Here is a 17,215-nt window from a genome sequence, read left to right as displayed (position 1 = left end):
CCGCTCACCTCGCTTCGGGCGTGTAGGCGGCGGAGTCGTCGGGCGCGACCCGCACGTCGACGACGAACGGGCCGTCGTGCGCGAGCCCCTCGGCCATGGCGGCGTCCAGGTCCGCGGCGCGGGTCACCGTCCTGCCGTCGCAGCCGAGGCTCCGGGCGAGCGCCACGAAGTCGATGCCGTGGATGTCGGTGCCGGGGACGGTCTCCAGCTCGATCCGGCGGCCGAGCGCCTTGACGGCGCCGTACCCGTGGTTGTTGAGCACGAGGACGGTCATCGGGACACGGTGCTGCGCGGCCGTCCAGAGGCTCTGCACCGAGTACATGGTCGAGCCGTCGCCGATGACGCAGACGATGCGCTCGCCGGACCCGGCGATGGCCCGCCCGACCGCGACGGGCAGGCCCCAGCCGAGCGCGCCGCTGCCGGTGGTCAGGAAGCCCCCGGACCGCGTGATGGGCAACCGCGCGTGGAACAGGTCCCGGTGGCTCGGGCACTCCTCGACGATGACGGCGTCCTCGGGCATCCGCTCGCGGAGCGTCTCGACGACCAGCGCGGGATCGATCGGGTCGGTGGCCTGCGGTCTGGCGAGCCTCTCCCGCGGCTCGGGGTGCGGCCGGTCGGCCTTGGCGACGAGCTCCAGCAGCCCGGCCACGCCCGCGTCGATCGTGGTGAGCACGCTGGTGCCGACCGGCGCCCACGCGGTCGTCGCCGGGTCGCAGTCGAAGTGGAACAGCCGCGCGCCCTCGGGGATGACCCGCCCCTCGGAGTGCACGTGGTAGGTGAAGATCGGCGTGCCCAGGGCGAGGATGACGTCGTGCCCTTCGAGCCGGGCCGACAGCTGGTCGCGCACGGGCGGCAGGAAGCCGCGGAACAGCGCGTGGTCCTCGGGGAACCCGGAGCGGCCCGACAGCGGGCTGATCCAGACCGGCGCGCCGGTCCGCTCGGCGAGCTCGACCACGCCGGGCAGCGCGCCCTCGTCCTCCACCCCGGCGCCCACGATGATGACCGGGTTCGCGGCCCCGTCCAGCGCCGCGGCCACCTCCCGCAGCGCGGCGGGGGACGCGGTGAAGTCGGTGCGGATCTCGCGGTGCGGGACGGGCTCGGAGGGCCGGTCCCAGTCGTCCTCGGGCACCGACAGGAACACCGGGCCGCGCGGCGGCGTCATGGCCACCCGGTAGGCCTCGGCGAGCGCGGCCGGCACGTCCTCCGCGCGCTCGGGCTGCCTGCTCCACTTGACGTACGGGCGGGGGAACTGGGCGGGCTCGTCGGCGCCGAGGAACGGGTGGGTCGGCAGCATCGCGCGGGACTGCTGGCCCGCGATGATCACGACGGGGACCCGGTCGCGGTAGGCGTTGAAGACCGCGCCGAGGGAGTGCCCGACGCCGCCCGCCGAGTGCAGGCTCACCAGCGTCGCCCCGCCGGTGCCGAGGGCGTGGCCGGCGGCCGCCGCGACGGCGACGGTCTCCTGCAGGGCCAGGACGTACCGGAAGTCGTCCGGGAAGTCGCGGAACATCCGCAACTCGGTCGATCCGGGGTTGCCGAAGACGGTGGTCATCCCCACGCTGCGGCAGAAGTCGAAGAACGCTTCCCGGACGGTGAGCTGGGTGGTCATGCGTTGGCCTTTCGGGCCCCGCGGTGCCGGGCGAGGACGCGCCGCTCCACCACGAGGAGGATCGAGTTGAACAGGTAGCCGAGGACGCCGAGGAGCACGATCACCGACCACAGGGTGCCGAGGTCGGACTGGCTCTGGGCGTTGGTCAGCATGAAGCCGAGCCCGTCGGAGGTGCCGGGCAGCAGCTCGGAGAAGACCATGAGGATCAGCGACAGGGACAGGGCGAGCCGCAGTCCCGCGAAGATCTTCGGCAGGGCGGAGGGCACGATGACGAACCGGATCCGGTCGAGCGCGGAGAGCCGGAACGCCTGGGCCGTGTCCATCTGGACGCTGTCGACGCTGCGCGCGCCGTCCGCGGTGTTGAGCAGGATGGGCCAGATGGCGCTGAAGATGATCGATGCGACCTGCATCTGCGTGCCGAGCTGGAAGAGCACGATGAAGACCGGCACCAGGGTCGGCGGCGGGATCACCCGGGCGAACTGCAGCAGCGGCTGCAGGTAGGCCAGCACCCGCTGGGAGCGGCCGAGCGCGATGCCGAGGACGACCCCGACCACGATCGACAGCGCCAGTGCCAGGAACATCCGGCCGAGGCTGGGCGCGATGGAGTCGCCCGCCTCGGGGGTGAGGTACAGGTGGTCGGCCGGGCCGGACAGCCACAGCTCCCGCATCCGCCGGACGATCCGCGAGGGCGGGGGGAAGAACGCGCTGTCGGCGGCCCGCGTCGCCGCCTCCCAGGCCGCGACGAGCAGGACCAGCGGGAGCAGCCGGTGCAGCACTCCGCCGGTGATGCGGGCGGCCGCGCCGCGGGTGCGGGCGCGGGGCGCGCCGAGGGTCGCCGCGGTCACGATGCACCACTCCTCTGGGCCTTGTGCCAGCGGAACGCGCGGTCCTCGCCCTTTCCGAGCACGGTGTCGATGACGAGGCCGAGGCAGCCGGCCCACACCGTCCCGGCGAGGACGTCGGTGGTCCCGTCCGGGACGTTGCCGGCCTGGGCGATGAACATGCCGAGACCGTCGCCGAAGCCGGAGAGGATCTCGGTGCCGACGGCCAGGATGAGCGCGATGGACGCGGCGAGCCGCACGCCGGTCGCGATGAACGGCGCGGCGCTCGGCAGCGAGACGCGCAGCAGCACCTGGAACCGGCTGAAGCCGAAGCTGCGCAGGGTCTCCTTGGCCGTCGGGTCGACGTCGTCCAGCCCGTAGACGGTGTTGAACAGGATGGGCCAGCTGCACGCGTAGACGATCAGTGGCACCTCCATCTCCAGCCCGGACCCGAGGACCAGCGCGGCGAGCGGGATGAGGGCCACCGACGGGATCGGGCGCAGGAACTCCACGATCGCGCGGACCGCGGTGTTCACCGCGGGGACGCTGCCCAGCAGCAGCCCGAGCGGGATCGCGACCGCGCAGGCGATCAGCAGGCCGAGCGCCCACGCGGTGAGGGTCACACGGACGTTGAACAGGAACTCGGTGTCACCCGCGAGTTCGAACGCGCGGGCGGTGATGCTGGAGGCGGGGGGCAAAAAGGAACGGTCCACAATGCCTGCGCGACCCAGCAGCTCGCTCGCCAGGAAGAGGACCGCCACCCCGGCGGCCCCCCGCGCCCAGACTCCTGGGCGCGAGAGGCCGCGGGGCGGCGTGGGCTCGTGTGCCATGAGGTGATCAGTGTCCCCGGGTCACGACGTCGGCTGGAAGAGGATCGACTTCAGGTCCGGCTTCTGCTTGAGCAGGCCGGAGGTCTGCATCAGCTCGGCGATCCGCTGCATGCGGGTGGTGCTCAGCGAGGTGGGGTAGCCCGGCAGCGTGATGACCGAGGCGACCTGCGGGTCGATCTTGGCGTAGCTCGGCAGGACCTCCTCGACCTTCTTGCGGTCCTGGGAGGCCAGCTTCTGCGCCTTGATGATGGCGCGCTGGAAGGCCGCGGCCGTCTTCGGGTTCTTCTGCGTGAACTCCTGCGTGGTCACGTAACCGCTGATGGGGAGGCTGGTCACCGGCTCGCTGCCGCCGTCCACGAGGACCCGGGCGCCGAGCTTCTTCTCGCTGTCGGACAGGAACGGCTCGACGGTGTGAATGGCGTCGACCTGCTTCTTCTGGAGGGCGGTCGCCATCTGCGGGAACGGCACCTGGACGTACTCGACCTTCTTCGGGTCGACGTTGTTGGCCTTGAGAATGGCGTCCAGCGTCAGCGACTGGATGTTGTTCAGGATGTTGACCGCGACCTTCTTGCCCTCCAGGTCCTTGGCGGACTTGAGCTTGGAGTCGGGCATCACGAGCACGTTCATCATGTTCGAGGTGAGCTGGGCCCCCTCGGCCAGGATGCTGAGCTTCAGCGCTCCCTGCTCGTTGGCCTGCATGAAGGACACGTAGTTCGCGCCGGCGATGACGTCCACGTCACCGGCCTTGAGGGCGGGCAGCGCCTTGATGCTCTGCTGGACGGGCACGATCTTGACATCCAGCCCCTCGGCCTTGAACAGCTTCGCCTTCTGGGCGATGTGGAGGGCGGCGCCGTCCACGAGCGGCAGCGAGGCCACCTTGATGGAGTCCTTCTCCAGGCCCTTGCCGCCGCCGGAGGAGTCGTCTCCGCCACAGCCCGTCACGAGCGAGGCGACCAGGGTGAGCGCGCTGACCAGCGCTGAAACACGTAGGGATTGCCGCATTGGGCACTCCTTAACTCGAAGGGGGAAGCTGCTTCGGCAGGGCTTGGGCCGACCAAGGCATGCGAGCCAGGGGGAACGACTGTAGCCACGGCACCCGCCGTGCCCGAAGATCACGTGCGCCGGGAGCGTATCGCGGACCGCCCGGGGAGAGTCGATTCAGGAGGAATTGTGTGACTCTCTTGTGTCCTTGGGAGGTTGGCGGCTAATCGCCGGGGGGCCTGCCCGGCCCTTCGGATAATGCGCTGGATAAAGGCTTCCCGGGGGTTCCGGTGACGATCCATGGCCGAGCATATTCGTAGAGTGAGCGGACGGGGGTTCGGCGTCCCGCCCGGAACCGCGCCTCCGCCGAGGTCCGGCGGAGGCGAGCAGGTGGCGTCACTTTTCGCGATCGGTTGATCACGAAGCGTCCCTGTGCGCAGCGTGACCCCGCATGCTCACGGAATCGGACATATAGGCATAAAGTCATGATCGAGTCGTTGATAGTTATCGACTCGCCTATGGTCCTTTGCGGCCTATCCATGGATGTGCTGCAATGTCGTGCGCCGGAGGCGGAGACGATGTTGTATTAACCCTTCGCGGCGGCGACGTCACGGAGAGTGCGGCATTGTGAGGGAGAGGGTGTAAACGGCGGATGCAACCAAGCGACGAGGGTCGCGACCATCCTCGGCCTGGTGACGTCGAGGTGCGGTCGGACCATTCGAGACGGTCGGGCAGGCTGAGCCTGCGGAACTGGCGTGTGCCGCAGCGGCTCATCGTGCTGATCCTGGTCCCGACGGTCGCCGCCGTCGTGCTCTCCGGACTGCGCATCTCCGGCTCGGTCAGCGATGCGGAGACCTACGGGCGCGTCGAGCGGATGGCGGAGCTGGGGCAGGGGATCACCGAGTTCGTCCAGGAGTTCTCCGCGGAGCGGGACGAGGCGATCGAGTACATCGCGGCCGGCCGGCCCGCCGCGCTGCAGCAGCCCCTGGAGGCTCAGCAGCGCAGGACCGACGCCCTGGTCGCCAAGGTCCGGGCGTTGAGCGGCCCCATCGACGGCTCCTACGGCACCGAGGCGGTCCGCGACGCCACCACGGTCAGAAGCCGTGTCGACGGGGTCAAGGCCCTGCGCTCCCTGGTGGTCGGCACCAAGGTCCCGGCCTTCATCGTGCTGCAGAAGTACACCGACTCCGCCCAGGAGCTGATCAACGTCCTGGACGGCATCTCGCAGAACGTGGCCGACGACACGCTCGCGGAGTCAAGCCGTGCGCTCGGCGCCCTCGCCCGCGCCAAGGAGGCGGTCTCCCGGCAGCGGGCCCTGATCCTCATCGGCGCGCGGGAGCGGCGGCTCGACTCCCAGGAGCTGAACGCGCTCACCGCGGCGCGCTCCCAGGAGGACAGTGAGCTGGCCGCCTTCCGCGGCTCGGCCTCCCTGGAGCAGATCCAGCGGTTCGAGGACACCGTCGTCGGCACGAGGATCGACCAGGCGCGGGACCTGCGGCAGCGGGTGATCCAGGCGGCGGCCGCGACCGGGGGCCGGCTGCCCCTCCAACTGGGCACGGCCGGGTCGGCCAAGGTGATCCGCTCCTCGATGACCGCCATGATCGACCAGATGCGCGCGGTGGAGAAGTACCTGGCCGACCAGATCGAGGCGCAGAGCAGCCAGAGCGGCGATGACGCCCGGACCCAGGCCGTCATCAACTCCGTGGTGGTCGCGATCCTGCTGCTCATCGTCCTGCTGATCACGATCGTGATGGCCCGCTCGCTGGTGCGGCCGCTGCGCCGGCTCCAGTCCGGCGCGCTGGACGTGGCCAACGCGCGGCTGCCCGGCCTGGTCGACCGGCTGCGCGACCCCGAGGCCGCCGCGGGCGGCATCGAGGTCAAGCCGATCGAGATCGACTCCACCGACGAGATCGGCCAGGTCGCGCGGGCGTTCGACGAGGTCCACCGCGAGGCGGTCCGGCTGGCCGCCGACGAGGCCGTGCTGCGCGGCAACATCAACGCGATGTTCGTCAACCTCTCCCGCCGCAGCCAGTCCCTGATCGAGCGGCAGCTGCGGCTCATCGAGGAACTGGAGCAGAGCGAGCGCGACGAGGAGCAGCTCGGCAACCTGTTCCGGCTGGACCACCTGGCCACCCGCATGCGTCGCAACTGCGAGAACCTCCTCGTCCTCGGCGGCCAGGAGCAGGTGCGCCGGTGGAACCAGCCCGTCCCGCTGATCGACGTCGTCCGCGCGTCGCTGTCCGAGGTCGAGCAGTACGAGCGCGTCGCGCTGCGGGTTCAGGGCGACATGACGGTCGTCGGCCCGGTCGTCAACGACCTCGTCCACCTGCTGGCCGAGCTGGTGGAGAACGCCACCGTGTTCTCCTCGGAGAACACCAAGGTGACGGTTTCGGGGCAGATGCTGAGCGGCGGCGGCTGCATGCTGCAGATCACCGACAACGGCGTCGGCATGTCGCCCGAGGAGCTGGAGCAGGCCAACTGGCGGCTGGCGAACCCGCCCGTCATCGACTTCTCCGCGGCCCGCCGCATGGGCCTGTTCGTGGTCGGCCGCCTGGCCGTCCGGCACGGGATCCGCGTCGAGCTGCGGGCCGCCCAGGGCGGCGGTCTCACCGCGTTCGTGGTGCTGCCGGACGCGGTGGTCACGCCGGGCGAGTCCGGCGGCATCGGCACCCGCCCCGGCCTCGCCCCGCGCGAGGCCGGCTCCCACGGCCAGCTCGCCGCCCTCACCACCACCGCGGCCGAGCCGCCCGCGGGCGGATTCCGGCAGGACGACTACGGCCCCGCCCCCACCATGGGCGGCGGCACCGGACCGCATTCCATGACGGGCGGCACGGGCGCGCACCCCATGGTCGGCGGCACCGGGCCGCTGCGTCCCATCCGCGGCGCCACCGGCCCGCAGCCGAGCATCGCCGAGACCGGGCCGATCCCGGCCCCGGGCGCGCACGACCCCTACGGCACCGGTGCGCAGCCCGCGGTCCCGCCCGCAGAGCGACGCCCCCCGCGGGACCGGCGCACTCCCGCGCACGACCCCTACGGGACCGGTGAGCGGCAGCCGCCGCGCAGGCCGGGCGAGCTGCCGGTCCGGGAGCCGGGCACGCATCTGCAGAACCGCCCTTCCGACGGAGGCTCCTCGAACGGGCTCTTCCAGCCGCGCAGCGAGCGTCCGCAGGAGGTGGAGGACGCCGGCACCAACGGCGCCTACCGGCCGGGCGGCCGGACCGGGCCGCAGTCGGTCGTCCCGGAGGCGCAGCCGCTGGTGCCCGAGCCCGGCGGCGCGCGGCACATCCCGTGGGAGACCGGGCCGCTGGAGCAGGTCGGCCCGAACCCCGGCCAGGCGCCGGCCCCCTACGCCGAAGACGTTTCGCCCAGGTCCGCTCCCCGCGTACCGGAGGGCCCCGTCCCCGAGCCGCAGGCCGTGCGGGCCGCGGCGGCCGCACAGCCGGAGCCGAAGGCCCCGCCGCGGGTGCCGGAGCGCTCGCCCATCTTCGACGCGATGCAGTCGGAGTGGTTCATGCACAGGTCGGGCGGCGCGTCCGGCGAGGTCCCGTCCAAGGGCTGGGAGTCCCCGGCGGACGCGGGCTTCCGCGCCGCCGAGGCGGCCCGCGAGCCGGTGGCGACGAGCCGCACCGGCGTCGGACTGCCCAAGCGTGTGCCCGGCAAGAACCGCATCCCCGGGGCGGTCGGCCGCGGGGCGCAGGACGCGCCCCAGGCGCCGGCGGGCCCGCCGCAGGGCCGCCCGGCGCCCGGCGGAGCCGGCCAGGGGCCGCAGGCGCCGACGCAGGGCCTGCCGGTCATCGGCCAGCAGCCGCAGGGACAGCAGGCGCAGGGCCACGGCCAGTCGGCCGACGACGTACGCAACCGCTTCGCGAGCCTGCAGCGCGGCGTCCACCGGGGACGCCATGAGGCTCGCGGCACAGGCACATCAGGTGAGGTGCCGTCACAGGGTGACGGCGAGACAGGAGGCACCCGGTGAGCGGGCAGGATCTCAACTGGTTGGTGACGAACTTCGCGGACCGTGTCGCGAAGGTCGCGCACGCCGTCGTGGTCTCCTCGGACGGATTGCCGATGGCCTACTCGTCGGGCTTCCCGCCCGAGCGGGCGGACCAGCTCTCGGCGATCGCCTCGGGGCTGATGAGCCTGACCCAGGGCGCGGCGAAGATCTTCGACGCCGGCGGGGTGAACCAGACCGTCGTGGAGATGGACCGCGGGCTGCTGTTCGTCATGTCCATCACGAACGGGTCGGTGTTCGCGGTGCTTGCGGCACCCGACTGCGATCTCGGGCTGGTGGCCTACGAGATGACGCTCCTGGTGGAACGGGTGGGACGGGTGCTGACTCCCGCCCTGCGGGCCCAGGAGCAGCCGCCGTACTCGGGGCCTTCCGTGACCGAGATGGGCGCCGGGCCCGCCCGCTATTGACCGTGACTGACTCTGACGGAGGTCGGCGACATGGATCGAGGCAGTCCCTTCGGGGGCGGTCCCGGAGGCGGCGGCCGCTGGCCGGGTGACCAGGGACGGGTCCCCGTGCAGGGCCGGCCCCCCGAGCGGGACGACAACGACGGCAGTTCGCTCGTGCGCCCGTACGCGGTCACCGGCGGGCGCACCAGGCCGCGCTACGACCTGGCCATCGAGGCCCTGGTCACCGCGGCGCCCTACCCGCCGCGGGACGTGGCCGTGCTGACCCCGGAGTACCGGGCGATCATGGACCTGTGCCGGTCGGCCCGCTCGGTCGCCGAGGTGTCCGCGCTGCTGCGCCTGCCGCTCGGGGTCGCGCGGGTGCTCGTGGCCGACATGGCCGTCGAGGGACTGCTGCGGCTGCACCAGTCGCAGTCCGCTACTACCGCCGGCGGACAGCCGGACCTCCGCTTGCTAGAAAGGGTGCTCAGTGGCCTTCGGAAGCTCTGACCAGGTCCCGGGGCCGCACGGCGGGGAGACCGAGCTGACCTCGGTCAAGATCGTCGTCGGTGGCGGCTTCGGCGTCGGCAAGACCACCTTCGTCGGCTCCGTCTCGGAGATCATGCCGCTCACCACCGAGGCGGTGATGACCGCGGCCAGCGCCGACGTGGACGACCTGTCGGCCGTCCCGGACAAGACGACCACCACGGTCGCGATGGACTTCGGCCGCGTGTCGCTGGACAGCGAGCTGATCCTCTACCTGTTCGGCACGCCCGGGCAGCACCGCTTCTGGTTCATGTGGGACGACCTGGTCCGCGGCGCGATCGGCGCCGTCGTGCTGGTCGACACCCGCCGGCTGGAGGACTGCTTCGCCGCGGTGGACTACTTCGAGGAGCTCGGCCTGCCGTTCGTGGTGGGCGTCAACGGGTTCCACGGGGAGTTCCAGTACGCCGTGGAGGACATCCGCGACGCCCTGTCGATCAGCGCGCACGTGCCGATCGTGCAGTGCGACGCGCGGAGCCGCGAGTCCACCAAGCAGGTGCTGATCACGCTGGTCAGGCACGCGATGACGGTGCACGCCACCGGAGCGCACGCCACCGCCCCCGCGCCGGGCGCGCCCGGCGGGCAGCTCGGGTCCACGTCCCCGAGCTGGACCTAGCCCGCCGCGCGCGGGGGCGCGGCGCGGTCCGGCCACCGGCTACGGTCGCGTAGGTCGTGTGCACGATGCATGATTGTTCGTCGTGATCGAGCATGAATCCGCGCGGGGGGTTGCGATGGGCGAAGTGGAGACGATCGGAACGTTCGTGGCCATCGGCGACAGCTTCACCGAGGGCATGAACGACCCGTACCCCGGCGAGACCGAGGTCTTCCGGGGCTGGGCGGACCGGCTCGCCGAGCACATCGCCGTGCTGAACCCGGGCCTGCGCTACGCCAACCTCGCCGTCCGCGGGAAGCTCGTGCGGCAGATCGTGGACGAGCAGGTGCCGATCGCCGTCGGCCTCTCGCCCGACCTGGTCACGCTGTGCGCGGGCGGCAACGACATGATCCGTCCCGGCGCGGACCCCGACGCGGCCGCGGTCCTGTTCGACGACGCGGTCCGGCGGCTGCGCGCCACCGGCTCCCGCGTCGTGGTCTTCACCGGGTTCGATCCGCGCGGGCTGCGCACCGGCGGCCGCATCCGGGGCAAGGCCGCCACCTACAACATGCACCTGCGCGCGATCGCCGACCACCGCGACTGCTCGGTGGTGGACCTGTGGCCGCTGCGCGTCTTCCACGACCCGCGCGCCTGGTACGAGGACCGCCTGCACCTGTCGCCCGAGGGGCACCGGCGCATGGCGCTCTACGTCGCCGGGGCGGTCGGCATCCCGGTCGAGGGCGACTGGCGCGAGCCCTGGCCGCCCCTGGACCGTGCCGACTGGCTCACGATGAGGCGCGAGGACGTCCACTGGGCCCGGGCCTACCTCCTGCCGTGGATCGGCCGCCGGGCCACGGGCCGCTCCTCCGGCGACGGACGCGGCCCCAAGCGCCCCACCCCCCTCCCGCTGTAGGGCGGGCGCGCGCCCTGGCCGCGCCCGTCCTAGGCGCGTTCGGGCTCGGTCGCCAGCGCCTCCTGCAGGGTCCGCTTGACGGGGATGCGCCGGTGCAGCCCCGTGATCTCCAGGGCGCGGCGGACGATGGGCCGGGGGCCGGCGAGGACGAGGCTGCCGCCCGCCGCGGTGGCGGCCTTGTAGCAGGCGACGATGACCGACAGGCCGCCCGAGTCCATGAACTCGAGGCCGGTGAGGTCCAGCACGAGGTGGTCGCCGTGCTCGCGGCGCGCCTCGTTCAGGTGCACGCGCAGCTCCTCCGAGCCCGCGACGTCGAGTTCTCCGCACAGCCTGAGGACGGCGCGTCCGCCGTCGGGCCGTGTGGTCACTTCCAAAGGTGACACGGGGGGTTCCCCTCTTGTGTTGCTTGTTGCTTTTGCCGGAATCGTCCGACGAATAGTTTCCGCCTGACAACTATCGCGGACGCCGGGCCGCCTGCCAACCCGCCGCAACAGGGGTGTGCGTGATCGTGACGCGCCGTAAGGTGCTTGTCGGATGTGATTGCCTCGACGATCCGCTGCGTAGGAGACGACCCCAGGTGAGTTCCCCCCGGCTGCCGGACCATCTCGAAGTGCTGCTCACTGAGGAGCCGGTCCTCGACGTGTACGCCTACGGTCCCTGGCGCGTGCCAGACGGTCTGTACGAGGAGATGCGCGAGCGCGCCGTCGCCTACAACACCGACCAGCGCGCCATCGTGCTGACGCGGCAGCTCAGCGACTTCTACGGGAGCGACACCAGCGCGGCGGGGGCCGAGCAGTGGTCGCTGCTGACGTTCCTGCTGGGAGCGTCGGCGGTGCGCGGCGGGTCGCGCGGCGACGTGGACTACGAGCTGCTGTCGGCGTTCCTGGCGACCCCCGAGTCGGCCGTGCGTGACCCGGTGGCGTGGTTCACCCAGGGCGGGCGCTGGCGCCCGCCGGGCCTGTGGCTGCCCGAGCCGGCCGGGGACGACCGGGAGCGGCGCGCGGTGATGTTCGAGCTGGCGCGCGCCGGGCTGGACGTCTTCGAGGGCCTGGAGCCGCTGGAGCGGCGCCGGCGGGCGCTGATGGACCTGTTCGACCGGCGCGCCGCCGACCCGGCGCTGCGCGAGGCGGACATGACCGTCCCCAACCGGCGCCTGGAGGACCTCTGGGTGTCCGGCCTGACCGAGGAGGAGCTGGCCGTCCTGCCCGAACTGGCCGGGCCGGTGGGCTACCTGGGCTGGGTGTGCGAGGGGCTGGACGCCGCGCACGAGGGGCTGGCCGGGTCCGTCGCCGACTCGGGCGAGCCCGACGCGGCGCTGGCGCGGCTGCTGCTGGCGGCGGACGCCGCGGTCGTCCCGGCCGAACTGGCGGTCGTGCTGGGCACCGCCCGCTACGAGAACGTGGAGGAGCGGTTCCGTGCCGCGCGGGAGGGCTTCGCCGCCGAGGCGTGGCAGCTCGACGTGCGGGCGTGGCTGGCGCGCGGGCTGGTCGCGGGCGAGGCGGACGCGGCCCGCGCCTGGCTCGACATGGCGGTGCGGTTCACCGGCGCGGTGCAGGGCCTGCCGGAGGCGCCGGCCAGCCCGCGCTGCCGGGTGCCGGTGCGCCCCTTCCAGGCCGACCTGCGGCGGCTGTTCACCGTCCGCCGGGTCTTCAACACCCTGAAGTTCGGTTCCGGCGAGGACGGCCCGCGGACGGCCGCCGAGCGGGCCGAGCCCGGTGAGGAGAGCGGGCCCCCGCTGGTCGGGCAGCCGGAGCTGTCACGGGCGCTGCAGGACGCGGTGGCGGCGCGGCTGGCCGGGCAGCGGCCGGTCCGGCTGCTCGTCGCCGGCCCGGAGGGCACCGGCAAGGGCACCGCCGCCGAGATCGTCGAGGGCGCGCTCGGCGAGGGCGGCGCCGTCCGCGAGGCGCTGTGGATCTCCGACCAGGTCTTCGCCTCGCTCGGCGTGAGCGACGCCGTCCTGTGGCTGCAGGCCCGCGTCCGCGACTGCCTGGAGGGCCGCATGCTCCTGGTCGTGGACGACCTGGAGAAGCTCGCCGCGCACGAGCGGTGCGGCGCCGCCGCCGCCGAGGAGCTGCGGCGGCTCATGGCGCGTTCGCCGTCCCTCAACGTCGTCGCCCTGTGCCGCCCCGGCGGCGACCGGCGGCTCTTCGACGCCAACCCCGCGCTGGTCCGGGCGTTCGACGTCGCCCGCACCCGCGACTTCGCCGAGGACGACTTCGCCGAGCTGTTCACCCTGGCCGTCGCGCGGCGCGGCGCGCGCGCCGGGGCGCAGGTCGCCGCGGACGCCGGCGCCATGCTCCGCCGCACCCCGCCCATGCTGAACCTGCGCGGCGCCCGGCTGGTGGAGCACATGGCGGCCCAGGCCGTCGCCGCCGCGGACCGGCGGGCCCGGGAGGACGGGACGGACGCCGAACCCCTGGAGGTCACCGCCGCGGACCTGCCGCAGCGGCTCATCGCCGGCCGTCCCGCCGAGTCCGACCCGCTCGCCGAGCTGGCCGCCTGCGTCGGCATCGAGCCCGTCAAGCGGGAGGTCGAAGCGCTGATCGCCGAGGCCAAGGCCGCCCGGCTGCGCCGCGAGGCGGGCATGACGGCGCGGAGCCGGCTGCGGCACCTGGTCTTCACCGGCAACACCGGCACCGGCAAGGGCAAGGTCGCGCGGATCCTCGGCCGGATCTACGCCGACCTCGGCGTGCTGTCGTCCGGCCACGTCGTCGAGGTGGAGCGCGCCGACCTGCTCGGCGAGTACGCCAGCGAGAGCGTCCTGCGCGTCCGCCGGGCGGTGGAGCAGGCCCACGGCGGCGTCCTGGTCGTCCGCGACGCGCACGCCCTGGTGTCGGCGGCGGCCGACGCGGCGCGCGGCCGCGAGGTGCTGGACGTGCTGCTGACGAGCGTCCAGGCGCACACCGAGGACCTCGTCGTGGTGCTGACCGGTCCGGCGGCGGAGATGAACGGGCTGCTGAAGGCCCACCCCGACCTCGCCGCCGCCTTCCCCCGCACGCTCCGCTTCCCCGACCTCACCGACGAGGAGCTGGTGGAGGTGTTCACCGCCAAGGCCGCCGACTCGGGGTTCGAGCTGGCCCCCGGCGTCCTGGACAAGGTGCGCGCGCTCGTCGAGGCGGCGCCGCGCGAGCGCGGGGTCGGCAACGTCCGCATCATGACGAACCTGCTCGAACGGGCCGTGGCGATGCAGGGGCGCCGCGTCCTGGCCGACGGGATCGTCGACGAGGACGAGTCCCTCGACGTGATCCTGCCCGAGGACGTCCCCGAGACCCTCACCCGCGGCCGCGACGACGTCCCCGGCGACCCGCTTGCGGAGGTCGAACGGCTGATCGGCCTCGCCGACATCAAGCGGGAGATGGCCGCGCTGGTCGCCGAGGTCCGCGCCGAGCAGCTGCGGCGCGACGCCAAGGTGTCCCCGGCGCCCCCGGCGCGGCACATGGTGTTCGCCGGCAACCCGGGCACGGCCAAGACGACGATCGCGCGGCTGGTCGCCGCCGTGTTCGCCCGGCTCGGCCTGCTGTCGTCCGGGCACCTGGTGGAGGTCACCCGCGCCGACCTGGTCGCCGAGTTCATCGGGCAGACCGCGCCGCGCGTCCGGGACGCGGTCGGCCGCGCCCTCGGCGGCGTGCTGTTCGTGGACGAGGCGTACACGCTGGCGTCCGGCGGCGGCGACCGGCGCGACTTCGGCCACGAGGCGATCGCCGAGCTGCTGCGGCTGATGGAGGAGCACCGCGGCGACCTGGTGGTCATCGTCGCCGGCTACGACGCCGAAATGGAGCGCTTCCTGGACGCCAACCCGGGGCTGAAGTCGCGGTTCCCGAAGCGGCTGCGGTTCCCCGACTACTCCGACGACGAGCTCGTCACGATCTTCGAGTTCATGGCGGCGGAGGACGGGTTCGCGCTCGCCCCCGGCATCCTGGAGGACCTGCGCCGCCTTGTCGCGGCCCAGCCGCGCGGCACCTCGTTCGGCAACGCCCGGCTCGCCCGCAACCTGCTGGAGGCGGCGATCTCCCGGCAGGCCCAGCGCATCACCGCCAAGGAGGACGCGGCGGCCGGCGAGATCGACCCGGCCGAGGTCGCGCTGCTGCGCCCCGAGGACCTGCCCGAGGCCCCGCCCCGCGAGGAGGAGGGAGGCTACGGCCTCTACATCTAGCGGGGCGCCCCCGGCCTAGACGAGTGATTCTTAATGGTCGTAGGCGGTCAATGATCGGGTGATGGGCTGGCCGGTGCGGTGGTTGTGCCAGATCGCGGCGGCCATGGCCAGGATGCGCTGGGCGACGCGGACCGACACGCCCTCGATGGTGCGTCCGCCGTGTCGTTCCAGGTCGAGCTGGCCTTTGAGGGTGTCGTTGACCGACTCGATGAACTGGCGGACCGGCTTGAGTAGACGTTCACCGGGCCGGTCGGGCTCGTTGCGCATCGAGGGGCGCAGCAGCTCGATGCCGCGGCGGGCCAGGTCGTCTTCGAACCAGCGGGCTTTGAAGCCCTTGTCGGCGATCAGCAGCAGCCCCGGCCGGTCGGCCGCCAGGCCGGGCTCGACGTCGAGCATCGCGGTCACCACCTCACGCTCGTCCAGCTTCGGGTGGGCCAGGGCCCAGGTGATGGGCAGCCCAGCCGGGGTGCAGATCAGATACAGCCGCAGCCCCCAGAAGTATCGGGAGTGGGAGCGGCAGTAGCCGTAGCCGGCCCACCCGGCCAGGTCCGAACGCTGCACGGTGGGCCGGGAGCGTCCGCATTCCACGGGGGTGGAGTCGGTGATCCACACGCTGTCGTGCCACAGGTCGGTGTCGACCGCCAGCGTGCGGATGGTGCGTTTGATCTGCGGCAGCGCGGCCCGCAGCCGCTTGTTGTAGCCGGGCTGCTGCGGCACGAAGGGAAACAGGTGCCCCAGGTGGGTGCGCACGTGCCGCAGCCAGCGGGCTTCGGAGGTGTGGCCGAGCATGGCCTGCATCACCGCCAGGCAGATCAGCTCGGCATGGCTGAGCCGGGGCGGGCGTCCGGGCAGCCGGAGGGTTCCGGCGGCGTCGTCGTCGATCTTGACGTACAGTGCGATCACGAGGGTGTCCAGGTCGGTCTTCACACATTGATCTTGGACACCCTCTTCGCATGCCGGGACGGGTCGACCACATCGTGATCATTAGGAATCACTCGTCTAGGCGGCTGGAACGCCAGGAAGAAAGCCGTCGTGCACCCATGCGCCGCCCTCCGCGCGTACTACCGGCCAGGGGCAGTGTGCGCCTTCAGGGGGACGGTGTCCGCTTCTTTTCTCACAGAGCGCGGTGATTTGTTGGTGTGGACAATCATGCGCCGGACGGACGCGCGGCACGCCCGGGTTGTCTAGGGTCTACGGCATGACCGACGGCTGGCCGCAGGGCCGGACACGCAAGGAGGGCGACCGCGTGGGGCGCAGCAGGGAGAACTCCGCACGCGCGGAGCACCACCACGCCGCCTACGGGCGGGACACCTACGGGGGCCCGTACGACGACGACCCGTACGCCGGAGACCAGCTCGCCGGGGGACGGGTCGACCAGGGCGGCCCCCCCGGCGGGGCGCCCTACCGGCGGCGGCGCCGGCGGCGCTGGCCGCGGGTGCTCGGCGCCCTCGTCGCCGTGCTCCTGGTGGTCGTGGTCGGCGGCTACTTCTTCCTGGACTCCCGGCTGAAGCGCGAGTCGGTCCTCGTCGACTACGCGGGCAGGGTCGCCGACACCCCGGGGACGAACTGGCTGGTCGTCGGGTCCGACAGCCGCGAGGGCCTGTCGAAGGACGACCAGAAGCGCCTCGCGACCGGGTTCGCCTCCGGGCGCCGCACCGACTCGATGATGCTGCTGCACTACGGCTCCGGGGGGACGTCCCTCATCAGCCTGCCGCGCGACTCCTACCTCCCGATCCCCGGGCACGGCTCGAACAAGCTGAACGCGGCCTTCGCCTTCGGCGGGCCCAAGCTGCTCGTGCAGACCGTGGAGAAGGCCACCGGGCTCCGCATCGACCACTACGCCGAGATCGGCTTCGGCGGCTTCGTGGGCGTGGTGGACGCCGTCGGCGGCGTCGACATCTGCGTCAAGCAGAACATCAAGGACCGCAAGGCGGGGCTGAACCTCAAGGCCGGATGCCAGACACTGGACGGCGGCCAGGCGCTCGGCTACGTCCGGACCCGCGCCTACGCCCGCGCCGACCTCGAACGCGTGGAGCACCAGCGGCAGTTCTTCGGCGCGCTGATGAAGAAGGCCACGAGCCCGGGCACGATGCTCAACCCGTTCCGCGGAATCCCGCTGGCCATGAACGCCACCAGCAACTTCCTGGTGGACGACGGCGACCACCTGTACGACCTGGTCCGCATGATGTGGGCGATGAAGGGCGTCAGCGGCGGGAACGGCGTCACGACCACGGTCCCGATCGGGGGCGCCGGAAGCTCGGCCTCCGCCGGGTCCTACATCACCTGGGACAGGTCCAAGGCGTCCACGCTCTTCGGCGCGCTGAAGCAGGACCAGGAGATCCCCTCGAACGTCATCACGAAGTGACGGACCGGCCCGGAGC

General features: G+C 72.5%; 13 protein-coding genes. 7 read left to right on the top strand and 6 right to left on the bottom strand.

All coding sequences use genetic code 11. The features are described 5' to 3' along the window. Positions 1-4: 4 nt before the first annotated feature. The 4 genes from mdlC to CHC11_RS21080 form a co-directional block, all read right to left on the bottom strand. A complete protein-coding gene (gene mdlC / locus CHC11_RS21095) occupies positions 5-1,609 on the bottom strand; it encodes a benzoylformate decarboxylase (RefSeq protein WP_089313511.1) in 1,605 nt (534 codons plus the stop codon). Next, positions 1,606-2,454, bottom strand: a complete 849-nt coding sequence (locus tag CHC11_RS21090; protein ID WP_245919529.1) for an ABC transporter permease — start codon at positions 2,452-2,454, stop codon at positions 1,606-1,608. Before CHC11_RS21090 ends, mdlC begins: the two co-directional genes overlap by 4 nt. Further along, positions 2,451-3,128: an ABC transporter permease gene (locus CHC11_RS21085; protein ID WP_245919526.1), complete on the bottom strand. Its 678-nt coding sequence runs from the start codon at positions 3,126-3,128 to the stop codon at positions 2,451-2,453. The genes CHC11_RS21090 and CHC11_RS21085 overlap by 4 nt, the downstream gene beginning before the upstream one ends. 153 nt (positions 3,129-3,281) lie before the next feature. Then, positions 3,282-4,262 carry an ABC transporter substrate-binding protein gene (locus CHC11_RS21080; protein WP_089313509.1) on the bottom strand — a complete coding sequence of 327 codons (981 nt, stop codon included), beginning with the start codon at positions 4,260-4,262 and terminating at the stop codon, positions 3,282-3,284. A gap of 736 nt (positions 4,263-4,998) precedes the next feature. On the opposite strand from CHC11_RS21080, the gene CHC11_RS21075 reads away from it, so the two are divergent. The 5 genes from CHC11_RS21075 to CHC11_RS21055 all read left to right on the top strand — a co-directional run bounded on the left by CHC11_RS21075 (position 4,999) and on the right by CHC11_RS21055 (position 10,681). Then, positions 4,999-8,214: a sensor histidine kinase gene (locus CHC11_RS21075; RefSeq protein ID WP_179278925.1), complete on the top strand. Its 3,216-nt coding sequence runs from the start codon at positions 4,999-5,001 to the stop codon at positions 8,212-8,214. Beyond that, positions 8,211-8,657: a roadblock/LC7 domain-containing protein gene (locus tag CHC11_RS21070; RefSeq protein WP_089313508.1), complete on the top strand. Its 447-nt coding sequence runs from the start codon at positions 8,211-8,213 to the stop codon at positions 8,655-8,657. Before CHC11_RS21075 ends, CHC11_RS21070 begins: the two co-directional genes overlap by 4 nt. 30 nt (positions 8,658-8,687) lie before the next feature. Beyond that, positions 8,688-9,143 (top strand): DUF742 domain-containing protein, encoded by a 456-nt coding sequence (locus CHC11_RS21065; RefSeq protein WP_089313507.1) that lies wholly within the window; start codon positions 8,688-8,690, stop codon positions 9,141-9,143. A gap of 34 nt (positions 9,144-9,177) precedes the next feature. Continuing rightward, on the top strand, positions 9,178-9,792 hold the full coding sequence (locus tag CHC11_RS21060) for a GTP-binding protein (protein WP_089313805.1): 615 nt from the start codon (positions 9,178-9,180) through the stop codon (positions 9,790-9,792). Positions 9,793-9,907: 115 nt separating this feature from the next. Next, complete coding sequence (locus tag CHC11_RS21055) at positions 9,908-10,681, top strand: SGNH/GDSL hydrolase family protein (RefSeq protein ID WP_089313804.1); 774 nt, start codon at positions 9,908-9,910, stop codon at positions 10,679-10,681. Between the two features lie 29 nt (positions 10,682-10,710). Here the strand turns inward: CHC11_RS21055 and CHC11_RS21050 are convergent, their stop codons facing one another. Next, on the bottom strand, positions 10,711-11,049 hold the full coding sequence (locus CHC11_RS21050) for an STAS domain-containing protein (protein ID WP_179278924.1): 339 nt from the start codon (positions 11,047-11,049) through the stop codon (positions 10,711-10,713). 209 nt (positions 11,050-11,258) lie between these two features. Between CHC11_RS21050 and CHC11_RS21045 the strand changes: the two genes are divergently transcribed. Continuing rightward, positions 11,259-14,834, top strand: coding sequence for an AAA family ATPase (locus tag CHC11_RS21045; RefSeq protein ID WP_089313505.1), 3,576 nt, complete (start codon positions 11,259-11,261; stop codon positions 14,832-14,834). Between the two features lie 30 nt (positions 14,835-14,864). Here the strand turns inward: CHC11_RS21045 and CHC11_RS21040 are convergent, their stop codons facing one another. Then, a complete protein-coding gene (locus CHC11_RS21040; protein ID WP_089313504.1) occupies positions 14,865-15,761 on the bottom strand; it encodes an IS982 family transposase in 897 nt (298 codons plus the stop codon). Between the two features lie 271 nt (positions 15,762-16,032). Here CHC11_RS21040 and CHC11_RS21035 point away from each other — a divergent pair, with 271 nt between their 5' ends. Then, positions 16,033-17,199 (top strand): LCP family protein, encoded by a 1,167-nt coding sequence (locus tag CHC11_RS21035; RefSeq protein ID WP_089313503.1) that lies wholly within the window; start codon positions 16,033-16,035, stop codon positions 17,197-17,199. Positions 17,200-17,215: the final 16 nt, after the last annotated feature.

It is taken from the genome of Actinomadura mexicana (genome assembly GCF_900188105.1).
Lineage (GTDB): Bacteria > Actinomycetota > Actinomycetes > Streptosporangiales > Streptosporangiaceae > Spirillospora > Spirillospora mexicana.
Note: the sequence above shows the minus strand (reverse complement) of the source record. Positions and strands in the feature narration are given on the sequence as shown.